14 protein-coding genes and 1 tRNA gene are annotated in these 17705 nt (G+C 73.5%); 9 read left to right on the top strand and 6 right to left on the bottom strand.

All coding sequences use genetic code 11. The annotated features are described in order from the left end of the window. Nucleotides 1-8: 8 nt before the first annotated feature. From CLV63_RS23410 to CLV63_RS23400, 3 genes are all read right to left on the bottom strand, one after another. Nucleotides 9-81, bottom strand: a tRNA-Lys gene (locus CLV63_RS23410). A gap of 167 nt (nt 82-248) precedes the next feature. Then, on the bottom strand, nt 249-434 hold the full coding sequence (locus CLV63_RS23405) for a hypothetical protein (protein WP_106585342.1): 186 nt from the start codon (nt 432-434) through the stop codon (nt 249-251). Nucleotides 435-721: 287 nt separating this feature from the next. Then, nucleotides 722-1666, bottom strand: coding sequence for an N-acetylglucosamine kinase (locus tag CLV63_RS23400; RefSeq protein WP_106585341.1), 945 nt, complete (start codon nt 1664-1666; stop codon nt 722-724). A gap of 100 nt (nt 1667-1766) precedes the next feature. Between CLV63_RS23400 and CLV63_RS23395 the strand changes: the two genes are divergently transcribed. The 7 genes from CLV63_RS23395 (at nt 1767) to CLV63_RS23365 (ending at nt 8012) form a co-directional block, all read left to right on the top strand. Then, nucleotides 1767-2108, top strand: coding sequence for an MmcQ/YjbR family DNA-binding protein (locus CLV63_RS23395; RefSeq protein WP_106585340.1), 342 nt, complete (start codon nt 1767-1769; stop codon nt 2106-2108). A gap of 102 nt (nt 2109-2210) precedes the next feature. Beyond that, nucleotides 2211-3185 (top strand): MurR/RpiR family transcriptional regulator, encoded by a 975-nt coding sequence (locus CLV63_RS23390; protein ID WP_106585339.1) that lies wholly within the window; start codon nt 2211-2213, stop codon nt 3183-3185. Next, nucleotides 3182-4123 carry an N-acetylmuramic acid 6-phosphate etherase gene (locus tag CLV63_RS23385; RefSeq protein WP_106585338.1) on the top strand — a complete coding sequence of 314 codons (942 nt, stop codon included), beginning with the start codon at nt 3182-3184 and terminating at the stop codon, nt 4121-4123. The genes CLV63_RS23390 and CLV63_RS23385 overlap by 4 nt, the downstream gene beginning before the upstream one ends. 41 nt (nt 4124-4164) lie before the next feature. Further along, nucleotides 4165-5448, top strand: a complete 1284-nt coding sequence (locus CLV63_RS23380) for an extracellular solute-binding protein (protein ID WP_106585337.1) — start codon at nt 4165-4167, stop codon at nt 5446-5448. Further along, a complete protein-coding gene (locus CLV63_RS23375) occupies nt 5427-6383 on the top strand; it encodes a carbohydrate ABC transporter permease (protein WP_245929002.1) in 957 nt (318 codons plus the stop codon). The genes CLV63_RS23380 and CLV63_RS23375 overlap by 22 nt, the downstream gene beginning before the upstream one ends. Continuing rightward, entirely contained in the window at nt 6380-7267 is an 888-nt protein-coding gene (locus CLV63_RS23370) for a carbohydrate ABC transporter permease (protein WP_106585335.1), read from the top strand. Before CLV63_RS23375 ends, CLV63_RS23370 begins: the two co-directional genes overlap by 4 nt. 61 nt (nt 7268-7328) lie before the next feature. Further along, on the top strand, nt 7329-8012 hold the full coding sequence (locus CLV63_RS23365; protein ID WP_106585334.1) for a SanA/YdcF family protein: 684 nt from the start codon (nt 7329-7331) through the stop codon (nt 8010-8012). A gap of 12 nt (nt 8013-8024) precedes the next feature. Here the strand turns inward: CLV63_RS23365 and CLV63_RS23360 are convergent, their stop codons facing one another. The 3 genes from CLV63_RS23360 to CLV63_RS23350 form a co-directional block, all read right to left on the bottom strand. After that, entirely contained in the window at nt 8025-9305 is a 1281-nt protein-coding gene (locus CLV63_RS23360; protein ID WP_146165638.1) for a hypothetical protein, read from the bottom strand. Between the two features lie 230 nt (nt 9306-9535). Beyond that, nucleotides 9536-10198 carry a SanA/YdcF family protein gene (locus CLV63_RS23355; protein WP_106585332.1) on the bottom strand — a complete coding sequence of 221 codons (663 nt, stop codon included), beginning with the start codon at nt 10196-10198 and terminating at the stop codon, nt 9536-9538. A gap of 76 nt (nt 10199-10274) precedes the next feature. Next, complete coding sequence (locus CLV63_RS23350; RefSeq protein WP_146165637.1) at nt 10275-13430, bottom strand: tetratricopeptide repeat protein; 3156 nt, start codon at nt 13428-13430, stop codon at nt 10275-10277. A 480-nt stretch (nt 13431-13910) separates the two neighbouring features. Between CLV63_RS23350 and CLV63_RS23345 the strand changes: the two genes are divergently transcribed. Together CLV63_RS23345 and CLV63_RS23340 are read left to right on the top strand one after the other, a co-directional pair. Continuing rightward, nucleotides 13911-15266, top strand: a complete 1356-nt coding sequence (locus tag CLV63_RS23345) for a YjiH family protein (protein ID WP_106585330.1) — start codon at nt 13911-13913, stop codon at nt 15264-15266. Between the two features lie 187 nt (nt 15267-15453). Continuing rightward, on the top strand, nt 15454-17589 hold the full coding sequence (locus tag CLV63_RS23340; RefSeq protein ID WP_106585329.1) for a UvrD-helicase domain-containing protein: 2136 nt from the start codon (nt 15454-15456) through the stop codon (nt 17587-17589). Nucleotides 17590-17705 lie beyond the last annotated feature (116 nt).

Raw genomic sequence — 17705 nt, 5'->3', positions numbered from 1 at the left:
GAATCGGGTGCGCCATCAGGGACTCGAACCCCAAACCCGCTGATTAAGAGTCAGCTGCTCTGCCTATTGAGCTAATGGCGCGTGTGATGCGGCGACGCCCGATGGGACCGATTTGTACCGGCCCGTCCGGCCCCGCCAACGGGGACAACTTTAGCAGGAGGTCCGAGTGGCCGCGAACGCATTACCGGGCGCGGCCGTGCACCCGCGCCGGGGGCCCGGCGCGGGTGCACGGCCCTGCGGGGCCGGGCTCAGGACCACATCATGACCACGGAGGCGATGATGCCGATGGCGACGACGACCACCAGCGCGATCAGCAGGTAGGGGACGATCGGGCGGCGCGGGGCCGCTTCGGGCTCGTTGTTCTCGCTGACGAACTGGCGGAACATCTGCGTGGAACTCGCCGGATCGGGTTGCGGATCATTTCTGTCGGACATGGGGACGACCTTAGCGACTGGAACGGGACGCCCCAAGTGCCCGCACTCCGGACGGAACCCGGCGGCCGCGACCGCGGCGGCCCCTGGCCGCGGCGGCGGGGCATGGCGCAGGCGGCCGACCACGGCCGATTCGCCGCCGCTCCGGTTCCGCGCGATCGGTCGCACGCCGCCTGCCCTGCCCGCTCGTGCGCCGAAATTTTGCCGACGGCCCCGGCGCGCCGCCCACCGCACCGGCCCACTGCGCCCGACCACCGTGCCCGTTCACCGGGCTCGATCACCGCGCCCGTTCATTGGGCCCTCGCCAGCAGCGCCGCGTAGCCGGACTCCGGCGCGCCGACCGCGCGCAGGGCGAGTCCGGCCGCGCCCACCGCGCCATCGGCGCCGAACCCCGGCCGCACCCCTTCGCCGCGCAGGCCCTCCCGGACCGCGTCGGCGACCGGGCCGCCCGCGAGCAGCGAACCGGCGAGGACGACCGGGGCGCCGGCCGGCGCCCCGGCGCGGACGGCGCCCAGGTTGCGCAGCAGCAGCCCGGCGGCCTGCGCCACGATCGACGCCGCGACACCGTCGCCGGCCGTGGCGGCGCGCGCGACCTCCGGCGCGAGACGGCCCAATTCGGCGGGGTGCATCGCGTACACGGCGCGGATGATGAGCTGGTTGTCGCCGGGGGCGATGCCCAGTTCGGCCGCGAGCGCGGTGGTCAGCGCGGTGGCGGGCCCTCGGCCGTCGATGCCGGCCATGACCGCGCGCAGGCCGGCGAGGCCGAGCCACACGGCGGAGCCCTCGTCGCCGAGGAGCCAGCCGTAGCCGTCGCATCGGCGTACGACCTCGCCGTCGTCCACGAGGGCCGCGGCGGCACCGGTACCGGCGATGAGCACCGAGCCCGTCCTCTGCGCGGTTCCCGCGGCGAACGCCACGGTGATGTCGTCGCGCACGACCGGGGTGCCGGGGAGCTCCTGGGCGCGCCACGCCCGGCCGACCGTCGCCTCGGCGTGCTCCCGCCCCGCTTCGGAGGCGCCCGCCACCCCGAACACAGCGCCGACCACCCGGACGTCCCCTGCCGGTGCCAGCGCCGCGCGCAGCACCTCGGCGAAGGCGGCGGAGGGGTCGGCGCTGGAGTTCTGGTTCGCGCCGCCGGCGCGCCCGCGGGAGAGCACCCGCCCGTCGAGGGCGGCGACGACGCAGCGCGTCGAGGTCCCGCCGGCGTCCACACCGATGACCACGTCACAGCTCATGAGCCGACACACTAGGCCATGCGGCGCCGCGGTACGCCGCCGCGCCGCCCGTCCTCCCGAGGGGTGCCGCCGAAGGGGCCATAGGCGATGATGGACGACCATGGCCCTCTTCGACGATGTCCGCGCCATTGCGCTCGCCCTGCCCGAGGTGGTGGAGACGACGTCCTACGGCACGCCCTCCTTCAAGGTCCGGCGGGCGATGCTCGCACGGCTGCACGACGACGGCGAACGCCTGGTCGTGCGCACCACGATGGAGGATCAGGCGGCCCTGCACGCTGAGGACCCCGTGCGCTACACCGTCCCCGACCACTACGCCGGGTACCCCTTCGTGGTGGTCCCGCTCGCCGCGATCGACCGCGCCGAACTGCGCGAACTGCTCACCGACGCATGGCTGCTGCGCGCCCCCGCGACGCTCCGTGCACGCCACCCCGACCTCGGGTGACCGGCGGGCCGGGCGGTGGCGGCGCGACGCCGCCGGACCGTGACCGGATTCCCGCCACCAGCTCATTGACGCCGAGGACATCAACGAAGGAAACTTTCCAACATGACCAGAACGGCGAAGCCATCGGATTCCTCGCCGCAGCACCGCGACGACGACCAGCCGCCGACGACCGTGCTGCGGATCAGGTCGCTGCTGCCGTCGCTCGCGCCCGCTGAGCAGAGGGTCGCCAACCGCATCGTGGAGGACCCCGAAGGGGTCGCCGCGTCCTCGATCACCCAGCTCGCGAAGAGCTGCGACACCTCCGAGGCGACCGTCATCCGCTTCTGCCGCACCATCGACTTCTCCGGCTACCGCGAACTCCGGCTGACACTCGCCACCGAGGCGGGGCAGGCGCGCGGCGCGCGCACCGGCGCGCGCGAGATCGACGGCGACATCAGCCCCGACGACACCCTCGTCGCCGTTGTCGAGAAGATCGCGTTCAACGACTCCCGCGCCGTCGAGGAGACGGCGGCCCAGCTCGACGTCGACGTGCTCCAGCGGGTCATCGAACTGCTGGCGGCCGCGCGCCGCACCGACATCTACGGTGTCGGCGCCAGCGCGTTCGTCGCCGCCGACTTCCAGCAGAAGCTGCACCGCATCGGCCTGCCGTCCTACGCGTGGTCCGACAACCACGTGATGATGACCAGCGCGGCGCTGCTCGACGGCCGCGACGTCGCCGTCGCCATCTCGCACAGCGGGACCACCGTCGAGCCCATCAGCGCGCTCGCCGAGGCGCGCCGCAACGGCGCCACCGCTGTGGCGATCACCAACTTCCCCCGCTCGCCCATCAGCGAGGCCGCCGACCTCATCCTCACCACGGCCGCGCGCGAGACCACGTTCCGCTCCGGTGCGACCGCCAGCAGGCTCGCGCAGCTCACCGTCATCGACTGCCTGTTCGTCGGGCTCGCCCAGATGCGCTACGCCGACAGCCGCCACGCGCTGGAGACCACCCGCCACGCGGTGCGCGGCCTGCGCGTGGGCGGCGACGCGCACCCCCGACCCAACGGCACCGACAACGAAGGCGGGACCACCCGATGAGCGAGTCCGCGAACGGCGCCGACCCGGGCGAGCACGTGGAGATCGTCCGCTCCCCCACCGAGCGGCGCAACGGCGCGACGGCCGACATCGACCTGCTGCCGACCCTCGACATCCTCCGCCGGATCAACGCCGAGGACGCCGAGGTGCCCGGCGCCGTGGCCGCGGTCCTGCCCGATGTGGCCCGCGCCGTGGAGCTGGGCGTGGCCGCCCTCGGCTCCGGCGGGACCGTCCACTACTTCGGTGCCGGCACCTCCGGCCGCATCGGCGCCATGGACGCCGCCGAGCTCCCCCCGACCTACGGGATCGGCCCCGATCAGGTGACCGCGCACCACGCGGGCGGCGACCCGGCGCTCACCCGTGCGACGGAGGCCTCGGAGGACGACGAGCGCCTCGGCGCGGCCGACGCCGCCCCGCTCGGGCCCGGCGACCTCGTCGTCGGCCTCGCGGCGAGCGGGCGCACCCCCTATGTCGCTGGCGCGCTGCGCGCGGCACGGGCCGCCGGGGCAGCCACCGTCCTCATCAGCGCCAACCCCGAGGCGCCGCTGCGCGCGGAGGCCGACGTGCACGTGGGCGTCGACACCGGGGCCGAGGTCATCGCCGGGTCCACCCGGATGAAGGCCGGGACGGCGCAGAAGCTCGTCCTCAACGCGTTCTCCACCGCGGTGATGGTGCGCATGGGCCGCACCTACTCCAACCTCATGGTCGGCATGGACGCGAGCAACGCGAAACTCCGCGGGCGCCTGGTCACGATCCTCGTCGAGGCCACCGGACAGGACGAGCACGACTGCGCCGAGGCGCTCGCGAAGGCGGACGGCGACGCCCGCACCGCATTGACAGCCCTGCTCAGCGGAGCTGACACCAGTACCGCCGCCGAGGCGGTCCGCACGGCGCAGGGCAGCGTCCGCGACGCGCTGCGCCACCTCTCCGCCGGCTCCTGAGCCGCACAACCGAACACCAAGCACAAAAAGGGGCCCTCCCAATGCCCGAGAACAGACCCGTGATCCTGGCCGCGTGCGCCGCGGCACTCGCCCTGACCGCGACCACCGCCTGCGCCCCCAGCACCGGGGGCGGCGGCGAAGGCGACGAGGCGACCGTCACCGTATGGAGCTGGCGGCCCGAGGACGCCGCGGGCTACAAGAAGATCTTCGCCGCGTTCGAGGAGGCCAACCCCGGTATCACCGTGGAGTTCAAGGGCCACAAGAACACCGAGTACCCCACCATCCTGCAAACCGGGCTCTCGCAGGAGAGCGGCGGCCCCGACGTCGTGCAGCTCAAGCCCTACGGGCCCGTGCAGGCGTTCATCGAGGCCGACCAGCTCGTCCCGCTCGACGACAAGGTCGACCTGTTGGAGTGGCCGGAGGAGACCGTCGACGCGGCGCGCGGCAAGGGCGACGGCAAGCTCTACGGCGTCCCCTTCGCCGTGCAGACCTTCAGCGTCCTCTACAACGAGAAGATCTTCGCCGAGCACGACATCGAGGAGCCCAAGACCTGGGACGACATGGTGTCGGCCGCGAAGAGGCTGAAGAAGGCCGACGTCATCCCGTTCGCGACCTCCGGCAAGGAGCCGTGGGTGCTCGCCATCATGCGCGAGACGCTCGGCGCCACCCGCGCCGGCGGCAACGGGTTCGCCCAGGAGGTCCTCAAGGGCGAGAAGGACTTCACCGACCCCGACTACACGGCGTCCCTGAAGACCATCGCCGACCTCGAACCGTACCTGCCGCCCGACTCGACGGCCGTCAGCTACACCGACGCCCAGACCCTGTTCACCAGCGGGAAGGCGGCGATGTACCCCGGAGGGGGCTACGAGCTCGCGCCGTTCCGCGCCGCAGACCCCGACCTGAAGATCGGCTCGTTCGACGCGCCCCCTGCGCCCGGCGCCGTGATCGACCACCCGCTGACCCCCGGGTTCGCCGACGGCTCCTACGGCGTCAACGCCGCCTCCGGCAACAAGGAGGCCGCCACCAAGCTGGTCGAGTGGATGGCCACCAAGGAGTTCGGCTCGGCGTTCTCCAAGGAGCTCGGGCAGATCTCCGCCGTCCCCGGCGTGACACCGGACGACCCGCTGCTCGCGAAGATGCAGGCCGACTACGCCGACCACGGCACCCCCTACATGCAGGGCGTGTACTTCGGCTACGGCGACCCGATGGGCCGCGACGCCGAGGGTGCCGCACTGGCGAGCATGCTGCTGGGTGACGCGTCCGAGAAGGAGGCGGGCGAGCAGATCCAGAAGGAGATCTCGGCGTGGTTCAAGCCCGAGGAATGATCCGGAGCGCGCGCTCGTCGGCGCGGTCCACGCGCGGGCGCCCGCCCTGGTGGGTGCTCGCGCTGTTCCTCGCCCCCGCTCTGCTGCTCTACTCGCTGTTCATCGTCTACCCGCTGGTCAGCGCCCTCCAGTACAGCCTGTTCACCTGGCAGGGCACCCGGCCGCTGGGGTTCGCCGGCCTGGACAACTTCACCCGGTTGTTCAGCGGCGTGTACGGCGACCGGTTGTGGCGCGCGTTCGGGCACAACATGGTCTTCTTCGCGGGGACGATGCTGGTACAGACCACGTTCGGGCTGGCGTTCGCCGTCCTGCTGCGCCGCGCCCGCTGGGGCCGCCGCTTCCTCCAGACGGCCTACGTCCTGCCGCACCTGGTCAGCCCCATCGTGGTGGGCTACCTGTGGAGCCTGATGCTCAGCCCGCAGTTCGGCGCCGTGAACGCCGCGCTGCGCGCGGTGGGCCTCGACGCGCTCGCCCAGCCGTGGACCGGCGACCCGGCCCTTGCGCTGCCGACCCTGATCCTGGTGAACGCGTGGCAGTGGATCGGGTTCCCGATGCTGCTGTTCAGCGCGGCGCTGGCGGGGATCCCGCCGGAGTACGAGGAGGCGGCCCGGGTCGACGGCGCGACGGCATGGCGCGCGTTCCGGCACGTGACCCTGCCGCTGCTGACCCCCGCCATCGGCATCGTCACCGTCCTGACCTTCGTGGGGAACATGAACATCCTCGACCTGGTGTACGCGATGCAGGGGTCGCAGGGCGCGCCGGCCGGCGCGACCGACGTCCTCGGGCTGCTGTTCTACCGGACCGCGTTCAACAACCCCGACCCCGGCGCCATCGGGCAGGCGTCGGCGCTCGCCGTCGTGATGTTCCTGTTCATCTTCGGGGTGTCCATCCTCGCGACCGGCTACCTGCGCAGGAAGGAGGCTGGTCTGCGATGACCGCCGCCGCTCCCCCAGCAGCGCCGCCCGCGGCGGCGCGCCGCCGCGGGCGCGGGCGCGGGCGCGCGCCGGTGGTCGGCGACCTCGCCGTGCGGCTGCTGCTGTGGGGCTATGCCGTCGTCGCCCTGGCGCCGCTCGTGCTGATGCTGATCAGCTCGCTGCGCCCAGAGGCCGAGTTGCGCGCCGACCCGCTCGGCCTGCCGACCCGGCCCGCGTTCGACAACTACGTCCGCGCCTGGGTCGAGGCCGACTTCGGCACGTACTTCCTGAACTCGGCGCTGGTGACCGTCGGCGCGGTGCTGCTCGGCACGGCGGTGGCGGTACTCGCCGCCTACGTCCTGGGACGGTACTCGTTCTTCGGCGCCGGCGTACTGCTCGCGTACCTCATCGCGGGGCTGATGATCCCGATCCGGCTGGGCATCGTCCCCGTGTTCTACCTGTTCAACTCGTTGGACCTGCTCGACTCGCTGTGGGGGCTGCTGCTGGTCTACGCGGCGAGCGGGGTCCCGTTCGCCGTGTTCATCCTGACCGCGTTCTTCCGCCAGGTGCCCGCCGAGCTCGCCGAGGCGGCGCGCATCGACGGGACCGGGGAGTTCCGGCTGTTCGCGCAGATCATGCTGCCCCAGGTGCGGCCGGCGCTCGCGACCGTGATGCTGTTCCAGGGCATCCAGCTGTGGAACGACTTCTTCTTCCCGCTGGTGCTGCTGCGCGACAGCGAGAAGTACACCCTGCCGGTCGGGCTCACCGCGTTCTTCACCGAGTACGGGCTCAACCAGTCGCTGCTGTACGCGGGGCTGGTGATCACCACGCTGCCGCTGGTGGTGCTGTTCGTCCTGGCGACCCGGCAGATCGTCGACGGGCTGACGGCGGGCATCGGCCGGTGACCGGCCCGTGACCGGCGGCCCGCGCCGGGAACCGGCGCGGGCCGCCGTCCGTCCATGGGAGATGGGATCAGCAGTGTGGACATGGGCGCGGCGGCGCGCGCGGTGGATCGCGGCGGCGCTGATCGCCCTGCCGCTCCTGGGTGCGGTGCCGAGCGTGTGGCTGTACGCCTCGACCGCCGACGGGCGCCACGCCGCCGCCGACGCGCCGCGGCGGCCCGTGGCGATCGTGCTCGGGGCCGGGCTCACACCGAGCGGCGAACCCACCCCGTTCCTCGCGGGGCGGCTCGACATCGCCGTCGACCTCTACGACCGGGGCAAGGCCGAGGCGATCCTCGTCAGCGGCGACAACAGCCGCGACGACTACGACGAGGTGGGCGGCATGCGCGACTACCTGGTGGCGGCCGGGGTGCCGGACGCCAAGATCGCCAACGACCACGCCGGGTTCTCCACCTGGGAGTCGTGCGTGCGGGCCCGCAGGATCTTCGGGGTCGGTGCCGCGACGGTCGTCACCCAGGACTTCCACCTGCCGCGCGCGGTGGCGCTGTGCCGGGCCGCCGGGATCGACACGGCGGGGGTAGGCGACCACCAGGGCGACACCTACCCCACCGACTCGGCATACGGCTACCTGCGCGAGCTGCCCGCAGCGGTCCCGGCCGTGGTCGACTCGGCGGTGCGGCCCGACCCCACGTTCCTCGGCCCGCGGGAGTCCAGCGTCGCCGAGGCGCTCCGGGCCCCGCGGGACTGAGGGCGGCGGCCGCTACCCCTCGTCGTCGGCGTCGACGGCCCCGGTGAACTCGAGGAACGCCTCGTACTCCGAGGGCAGCCCCCACACCTCCAGGTCGGCTGGGATGTCGGCGGACTCCCACTGCTCCTCGGGCAGGCCGGCGATCGCCCACAGCACCTCCTGCCGGTCGCCGTCGTAGCCGTCGAACGCGTCGGCCGCGGCCGGCTTGTGCTGCTCCCTGCGGGGGCCGAACGCCAGCGCGAGCGCGTCGCCCACCAGCGGCGCCTCGCCCACACCGGCGGTCGCCTCGAAGCCGTCGGGCAGGGTGGAGATCCGCACCCGGCGGCTCCGCTCGCCCAGCGCCCCCAGGGCGAGCCGGCCCAGTTCGGCGGGCTCGCTCCCCGCGGAGGACGGCCACGCCACCCCGAACGTCTCGTCGAGCGACTCGGCCTTCTCCTCGATCACGTCCACGCACTGCTGCGGCGCGCCCTCGCCGTGGATCAGGCCGAGCCCGACCGCGGCGGCCAGCGCCTTGTCGGGGCCGCGGGAGAGGAGCTGCTGGCCGAGGTAGATCGTCGTGGTGATGTCGTCGGGGTCGGCGAGCATGCCCAGCGCGAACACCTCGGCGCCCAGCGGGTCGGGCCAGCCGCCCGGGTTCACATCGGCGACGGCGGCCGTGATAGCCCCGGTGATCTTCGCGGCCTCTTCGGGGAACCAGGCGAGCAGGTAGGCGGTCCACTCGGCGGCGGAGTCGAGCCCCCTCCGGTTCACCGCGCCGCGCAGCAGCGGCAGCAGGTCGTCGATCCGGGCCTTGATCGCGTCGTAGGTGTCGAGCTCGGACCGGAGCAGCGCGGGGCCGCCGTCGGGCGCGACGGCGTCGGCCCGGTGGCGCATCCGGCGGTACTGCTGCTCGTCCGGGGCGTCGGCCAGCCACTCCGCGTACTGGGCGCGGACGGCGTCGTCGTCACTGCCGTCGGCCCAGGCGACCTCGTCGCGCCACAGGGCGACGTCGCGCCGCTGCGGGAGGTGGTCGGCCGCGGCGGACACCGCCAGCTCGTGCAGCAGGTTCAGGACCGGCCACGCGTCGGCGGGCGACGCCGCGCGGGCGATGTCGACCAGGAAGTCCACCGCTTTGGGCGCCGCCGGGTTGCCCGCGCTGGGGAACACCAGGATCTCGTGCAGGTCCCGCACCGCGTCGACGGCGCGCGCGGGGTCGGCGAGGGCGCGCAGCAGCTCGGGGATCTCCGCGCCCCGGTCGGGGGCCAGAGCGGCCCAGTCGATGTCGTCCGCGCCCTGCACGGGTCCGTTGCTCACGTCGTCGTCCTCCATCTGCACTGCGGTCGGGGGTGCGCGCCCGGGCGGGTGCCCGGTCGAGCCGGGCGGGCGGAGCGCTCCTCGTCGGGGATCCACGCCCATTGTCCCGCGTATGGGAACGCCCGCGCGCCGTGCGGGGGGCGGGGCGCGCGGCCCTGTACCGCAGGGCCCCGGCGCGCGGCACCCGAACGAGAATGGCTCAGGGGCGCGGCACCCGGACGAGAAGGGCGCTAGGGGTTCGGCGGCCGGGCCGCGGCGAGCCTGCGGACGGCCTCCGGGTCCGACGGGCCGTCCTGGGCGGGCGCCGACCTGAGCACGACGTCGCCCAGCGCCTTCGCGTTCGCGACGACCTCGCGGGCGTAGCCGTACATGGTGGCGCGGGAGCGGCGGCGCAGGCTGGGGTCGCCCACCCCCACCGCGTCCAGTCCGGCGGCCCGCGCCACCGCGACGGCGCGCGGCAGGTGGAACGCCTGGGTCACGACCACGACCGAGCGGACTCCGTAAACGTCGCGGGCCCGCACGCAGCTGTCCCAGGTGCGCAGCCCGGCGGGGTCGGCGGCGATGTGCTCCTTCGGCACTCCGTTGCCGACCAGGTATTCGGCCATGGTGTCGGTCTCGTGGCCGGACACCGCGCGGTTGTCGCCGCTGACGAGGATCGCGCCCACCCGGCCCTCGGCGAGCAGCCGGGCGCCGAGGTCGAGGCGGCGGGCCAGCATCGGTGAAGGGCCCGACGCCCACGCCGCCGCGCCCAGGACGAGCGCCACGCGCCGCGCCGGGACCGCACCGGGGGTGTACCGGTGCCGCGCGCTGGCGGCGTAGGTCCAGGCGGTCGGCACCGCCAGCGCCGCGCTCCCGGCGCACGCCGCGGCCGCCGCCCAAACGCCCCACCCCATCCGGCACCCCTTTCGTCGCCCGCGCGCCATCGCCCCCATTCTGGCGCCCCGCCGGACCCGCCCGGACGGCCCTGACTCAGCGGGCGTCGCCGCCGTCGCCGTCCTCGGCCACCCTTGTGTCGGCGTCGGGCGGGTCGGCGTCCCAGTCGGGGCCGAGCATGCCGCGCAGGTTCTCGTAGGCGTCGAGGTGGCGCACGTCCTCGCCGTGCTCGCGCGCCGCGTCGAGCGCCTCCCGCCAGTGGCGCTCGGCGCCCTCGTTGTCCTCGAGGGTTTCGAGGATGCGCCCCAGCAGGGTGAACACCCTGATTCGGCCGGTGTGGTTGGCGAGCCTGCGGTACACCTTCTCGGCGTCGCGCGCGTGCCGCAGGGCCTCCAGGGGGCGCCGGGCGTTGTACAGGTGCCGCGCGGTCTGGAGGTGGGAGCGCGCGTGCCACCACTGGTCGCGCAGCTCGTCGAAGCCCTCTGCCGCTGCGCGCATGGTCTGCGCGCCGGCGTCCACCGCGCCGCTGTGGATCTGCACGCGGCCGAGCACCAGCCGGGTGCGGCTGACCCCCCACTGGTCGCCCATGCCCTGGAAGATGCGGATGGCCTCGCTCAGCATCTGCACGCGGCGGACGAAGGTCCACTCCTCCCGCGCGGCGTAGCGGCGGGCGCGGCGGGTCCGGCCGGGGTTCGGGCCGAACTCGAAGTCGCGCACCTCCCAGTACTCCCCCAGCAGCTCCTTCGCCTCCTGTTCCGCAGCGGAGAGAACGGAGGGGTCGGGGTCGGCGACGGGGCCGCGGCGCGACCGCAGCCAGGACCACGCGCGGTCCCTGCGGGTGGGGGCGAGCGCGGCGTCGCACTTGTTGTACTGGCGCGTGAGCTCGTCGCCGTCGAGTTCGGCCGAGGCGCGCAGGCAGCGCGCCACGTACCAGGAGTCGCCCCGCTCCTCGAAGCGCTTGCGCGCGTCGACCAGGACGAACCAGGCGTAGAGGTGCCGGCCCCGTTCGGGTAGTACCTCGGCGAGCAGGACGCGGGCCTTGTAGTACTGCTCCCAGTCGCCCTCGGCCTCGAACAGCGCGCACGCCTCCAGGACCAGCTCTTGGGCGCGGCGGTGCAGGTCGAGGTGGTTGTGGACCTCGGCCATGTTCGCGAGGGTCCGGGCCCGCCACCACGCCTGGCCGTGCGCGCCGAACGCCGACGCCGCCCCGGCGAGCTCCAGCAGGCCGTCGTCGAGGTCGCCGCGGCGGTGCAGGTTCACGCCGATGGCGCGGCGGGCGCGCGCCAGCCACAACGGGTCGGGGCGGGCCACCCGCCCCAGGATCGACTGGGCCTTCAGCGCGTACTCCGCGCCCTGCTCGTAGTCGCCCTGGTTGCCGGTGAACTCCGCGCAGTCGAGCAGGGCCATGCCGAGGGCGAGCCGGTCGCCGAACGCGTGCGCGGTCCGCTCCTGCGCCCGGGTGCTCTCCTCCCAGTCGACCCAGTACACGCGGCGCGACTGGCACATGGAGGTGAGGGCGCGGGCCAGCCGCCAGCCGAGTTCGGGGTTGCCGTGCCGTTCGGCGAGGGTGATGCAGGCGAGGACGGAGCGGCGTTCGCGCGCCAGCCAGGCGTCGGGGTCGGCGGGCTCGCGGATGCCGAACTTGCGGTCGGGGTGCAGCGCCGTGGTCTCCGGCTGGGCGAACGCTGCGTCGACCCTGCCGATGGCGTTCGCCGCGCGCTCGGCCAGCCAGGTGTAGGCGGTGATCAGCCGGACGGCGGCGGCGTCGCTCTCTGTCTCGGACCAGTCGTCGCGCTCCTGGAGGTCGAGGCCGATCTGGTCGGGCGTGACCCGGCGCAGGAAGTCGCGGATCAGGTCGTGCAGCCGGTAGCGGCCGTCGCCCGAGCGCACCGCCGCGACGAGGAACCGGTTCTGCAACTCGGCCAGCCGCGCCTGGGCGACCTCGACGGAGCTGTCCAGCAGGGCGGCGGCCGACCACGCCGACACCGATGAGAGCCCGGAGTCGGCGATGCGCTTGAGCAGCAGCCGGTCGAGCCGGCGGCACTCCTTCAGCGTGTACTCGAAGGCGGTGGCGAACCCGCCCGTGGCGTGCAGCAGCGGGTTCCGGGCGAGCGTGTCGAGTTCGCGCAGCAGCTCGGTGGGGCTGGGCCCGGACCGCGCCGCCAGCCGCCCCCCGCACAGCCGCAGCGCAAGGGGCAGCCGGTGGCAGCGGTCGACGATGGCGAGCGCGGTCGAGCGGTCCACCGCGCCCGCTCCCGGCGCGAACCATTCCGGTGCGAGCTTGCCCAGCAGCCGCAGGCCCTCGTCGCGGGTGATGCCGTTGAGGACGTACTCGTCGCACTCGAACGGCGCGTCGGAGAACGAGCGGCGGCTGGTGATGAGCACGGCGCAGCGGGGGCCGTTGGGCAGCAGGTCCGCCACCTGCGCGGCGTCCTTGGCGTTGTCGAGGACGATGAGCAGCCGCTTGGTGTGGGTCAGGGTGCGCCACAGGCGGATGAGCTCCTGGCGCGGCGCGTCGGTGCGGGGGCGGCCGCCGAGCGACCGGAGCAGGTCCACGAGGACCTTGTCGGTGCGGCGCGGCGCCGGCCCGCGGGTGGCGGCCCCGTTCGGCGCGGGACTGTCGGGCTCGCGGCGCCCCAGGTTCCACGGCCACCGGATGCGCGCCGGGCTGTCCGGGCCGGGCAGGTGCGGCGGGAACTCCTCCGGGGCCTCGCTTTCGTGGTCGTCGTAGAGGTCGACCCAGCGCTGGCCGTCGGGGAACCGGTCGGCCATCTCATGGGCGACCTGGGTGACCAGCTGGGTCTTGCCGGTGCCCGACACGCCGGTGACGGCGACGACCAGCGGGGAGCGGGCGGGGAGCGTCCCCGGTCGCGGGCGGGGCCGGAGCATCCCGCGCAGCCCGCCTCGCGGGAACCGGTCGAAGCGGGCCTTCATCCCGGCCATCTGGTCGACGTAGCCGGTGAACCGCTCGCTGTAGATCGGCAGTTCGGCGGGCGCCCGCGTCGCCGAGGGTCGGAACCAGCCGCGGACGACATCGATGAGGGGCCGCCCGAAGACGGTCACGAGCGCGCCGACGAGCGTGCTCGGGGCGGTGATCAGGATCTGCACGACGGAGGGCACGTCGAGCATGCCGAGGACGGTCGAGAGGGTGAGGAGGACCGCGGCGCCGACACCGATGGCGGCGATGACAGGAGCACTCCCTCGACGATCGGGCGGCAGCCCGCCTCCTGTCCGCGCTACCTGGTGGCTCATCCCGTCCTCTCCGACGAACTCCGGCAGCACTCGTGGGTACCGATCGCGCACTCTATGTTTAGGGCCGGACACCGATCTGTCCACAGCTTGGCCGAAAAACGTTCCCAGAAGCCCTAAACCATAGGGATTTCGGCACTCTGAGCACTCATCCGGCAGGCGGACATCCGGCAGGGTACACATCCGGCCGTGCGGCGGGCGCAGCCCCGGCCCGCGCTGCGCCCGCCGCACGGCCGGTCGCCTCCGCACCCCTTCCGAGGGCCGGCGACCAGGGTGGAACGGCGGTCGCACCGGGAATCTGTCTGGGATCTCAGACTTTACGGTCGGTGTCTGCGCTGGTCAGCGCCGTGGGAAGCGGTCGGAAACTAGGCCGTCATCGCGGGCGCCGGGGCGGGCGGGGTGAGCGCGGACACAATGAAACGCGTCCCGCGCCGCCGCACAGCGGCGCCCTGCCCCGTCGCACCCCACTGAGGAGGACCGCCGATGTCCGAGGGAATCGAGACCGCGGAGGCCGTCCCGCGCAACCGCGCCCGGTTCGTTCTGGCGACCCTGCTCGGCCTCGTGTTCTTCCTGCTGCCGATCCCCGCCAACGGCAGTTGGACCATCCCCTTCGACCTGCTCGTCAGCGGGATCCAGGACGTGGCGCCCGGTGCGGTCCGCTACTACGCGCTCGCCGCCGTGCTGCTCGCCGCGGCGCTGACCGTGGCCGCCGCGCTCCAGAAGCGCGGGCTGGTCCCCACGGGCCGGTTCGACCTCAAGATGTTCGCCACCGGCCCGGTCTTCACCGGGCTCCGGCTTCTCGGCGCGGTCCTCGCGGTGATGATCGTCGCGGACACCGGGCCGGCGGCGGTGCTCGCCGACGGGGTCGGGCCGATGATCTTCGACAGCGTGGTCGTCGCCGTCGCCGTCATCGTGCCGATCGGCGCGGTGTTCGTGACCCTGCTGGTGTCCTTCGGCGGCCTGGAGTTCATCGGCACCCTCGCCCGGCCCGTCATGCGCCCGGTGTTCAAGGTGCCGGGCCGCGGCGCCCTGGACGCCCTCGCGTCCTTCGTCGGCAGCTACTCCATCGGCCTCTACGTGACCAACCGGATGTACCTGGAGGGCCGCTACAGCGCGCGCGAGGCCATCGTCCTCGCCACCTGCTTCAGTTCGGTGAGCCTCGGCTTCTTCGCCGTGGTCACCGCGACGCTGGACCTGATGCCGTTCTTCCCCGTCATCGTCGGCTCGGTGCTGCTGATCTCGATCGTGCTGTCGATCGTCCTCGTCCGGATCCCCCCGCTCTCGCGCAAGCCCGACGACTACGTCGGCGAGGCGAACCCGGAACCGGCACCGGAGCGCCCGCTGCTGCGCTCGGCCGTCCGCAGCGGGGTGCGGCGCGCGGGAGAGTCCGACGGCGTCGTGCGCGAATCGGCGCGCGCCCTCGCCGAGGGGTTCCGGCTGGCGCTGGTCATCGTCCCCACGATCCTGGCCGTGGGCACGCTCGCCGTGCTGGTCGCCGAGCACACGCCGGTGTTCGCCTGGCTGGGGCGCCCGCTGGAGCCGGTGATCGCGCTGCTCGGCATCCCCGACGCCGCGACCGTGGCCCCCGCGAGCCTCATCGGGATCAGCGAGATGTTCCTGCCCGCGCTGCTGAGCACGGGCCTCGCCATCGAGGCCAAGTTCTTCGTCGCGGTCCTCTCGCTCAGCCAGATCCTGTTCTTCTCCGCCACCATCCCGCTGCTGCTGGAGTTGGACATCCCGATCGGCCTGCGCGACTGCGTCATCCTGTTCTTCCTGCGCACGGTCATCTCGATCCCGCTGGTCGCCGGGATCACGCACCTGGTGTTCTGGCTGGTCTGAGCGCCGGGACCCGGGCGGGGCGCCGCGCTGCACGCCGGAACGCGGCACCCCGCCGCCATGCCCGCTATCGCTCTGTCACCACCAGGGGTTACAAAGGGGGCGACAGCGACCGGGACGGCGGCGGCACAGGCAACATCGGATGTGCGGCCGCCGTAGCGGAATCAACGGCCCGTCACGAAGGATGCCTATGCCGCAGCTGGCCATCGACTCCGCGTGCCTGCCCCAATACGAGAAGCTCGACCGTGCCACCCGCGACCGGCTCCTCGCCGCCACCCGCAAGTTCCGCGAACTCTCCCTGCGCGCCCTCTTCGCCCACCCCGACCTCCGCATCCGGCCGCTCACCGGCGGGCAGGACCCCCGCATCCACACCTTCCGCGTCAGCGACTCCTGGACCGGCATCATGCTCGCCCCGGAGTCCGGCGAGACCTTCCTGCTGATCCACCTGCTGCCGCGCGAGTCGGCCGAGGAATGGGCCGGCGGGCAGCGGCACGACGTCAACACCGTCATGGGCACCCTCGAGCGCCGCGACGCCACAGCGCTCGACCGGCACGCCAAGGCCCCCGAGCCGCCGGAGCCCGCCGCCGACCCCCACCTGTTCGACCGGGTGAGCGACGCCGCGCTGCGCCAGCTCGGCATCGACGCCGAGATCATCGCGTTCTGCCGCACGCTCACGGAGCGCGCGGAGCTCACCGGCTGGGCGCCCGCCGTCCCGCAGGACCAGTACGACGTCCTCCTCCACCTCGCCGACGGCGACTCCCCCGACCGCGTCATGCGCGAGGTCGTGCAGCCGCGCCGCGCGGTCGGCGGCGGCGACGTGGGGCCCGACGACTACGACCGCGCCATCCGCAACACCCGCCACCGCGTCGTCATGGTCAACGACGACGAGGAGGTCGAGGACGTCCTGGGCCGCGAGTTCGACGCCTGGCGGGTGTTCCTGCACCCCAAGCAGCGCGACCTCGCCTACCGGCCGCACTTCAACGGGCCCGCGGCGGTCAGCGGCGGCCCCGGCACCGGCAAGACCGTCGTCGCGCTGCACCGGGTCAAGCACCTCACCGAGCGCCTCCCCCTCGACGGCCGGGTGCTGCTCACCAGCTTCACCAACGCCCTGGTGCGCGCGCTGCAACGCGACCTCGCGCTGCTCCTCGACGCGGAGCTGCTGACCGACGTCGACGTCGTCACCGCCGACAAGCTCGCGCTCGACGTCGTCCGCGACGAGCACCCCGAACTGGGCTTCCGCTCCGACAACGACGTACTGGGGATGTTCGCCAACGTCGCGCGCAAGCACGGCCTCCCCTGGCCGGCCGACTTCCTCGTGCAGGAGTACCGGCACGTCATCATGGCCAAGGGCATCGCGACCGTCGACGGCTACCTCGACCCCGACGCCCGCCAGGGCCGCAGCACCCCGCTCAGCGTCGAGCAGCGGCGCGACGTCTGGCACGTCGTCGCCGAGACCCGCGCCTGGATGCGCCGCACCAGGCGGCTGCCGACTCTGGAGCTGCACGCCGAGGCGGCGCGGATCCTGGCGCAGCGCACCGAGAAGCCCTACACCAACGTCGTCGTGGACGAGGCCCAGGACCTCCACCCCGCGCAGTGGCGCACACTGCGCGCCGCCGTGCCGCCCGGCCCCGACGACCTCTTCATCGCCGGCGACAACCGCCAGCGCATCTACGACAGCTCGGTGTCGTTCGCCCAGCTCGGCATCAGGATCGTCGGCCGGTCCTTCCCGCTGAGGGTGAACTACCGCACGACCACCGAGATCCTCACCTGGGCCGGCGAGATCCTACGCGACCAGCCGGTCACCGAGCTCGGCGAGTCCGCCCCCGAGCCGCCCGGTCTCACCCGCTCGCTGCTGACCGGCCGCCCGCCGGTCCTGCACGGCGCGGCCGACCGCGGGTCCGAGCTGGCGGCGCTCGCCGCCCAGGTCCGGTCCTGGCTGGACGACGGCATCGCGCCGGGCGACATCTGCGTGACCACCCGCACCCGGCGGCTCCGCGAGGACACCGTCGCCCACCTGCGCGCCGTCGGGCTGCCCGCCGCGGTGTTCAACCCGCAGGAGCACACGGTCGACGACACCGAGATCGTGCGGGTCACCACCATGCACGGCGTCAAGGGGCTGGAGTTCCGCGCCGTCGCGGTCACCGGGGTCACCAAGGACGCCCTTCCGCAGCTCGACCGGGTGGCGAGCGCGGCGCTGGACGAAGGGCAGCACGCGGCCGATCTCGCGGCGCAGCGCAACCTCCTCTACGTCGCCTGCACGCGCGCCCGCGAGGCGCTGTTCGTGTCCTGGCACGGCGAGCCGAGCCCGTTCCTGCCCGCGGCGTGAGATGCCCGTCGGGCGGGCCGATCCGGCGCCGCGGCGCATCGCTCGCAGTGGTCCGATGATGTGACGCCCCGCACACTTCCCAAATGCCCCGCGCCATCCCCAGAATGAGGGGGCGC

This window comes from Murinocardiopsis flavida (assembly GCF_003014485.1).
GTDB lineage: Bacteria > Actinomycetota > Actinomycetes > Streptosporangiales > Streptosporangiaceae > Murinocardiopsis > Murinocardiopsis flavida.
This window is presented reverse-complemented; position numbering and strand designations above follow the sequence as displayed.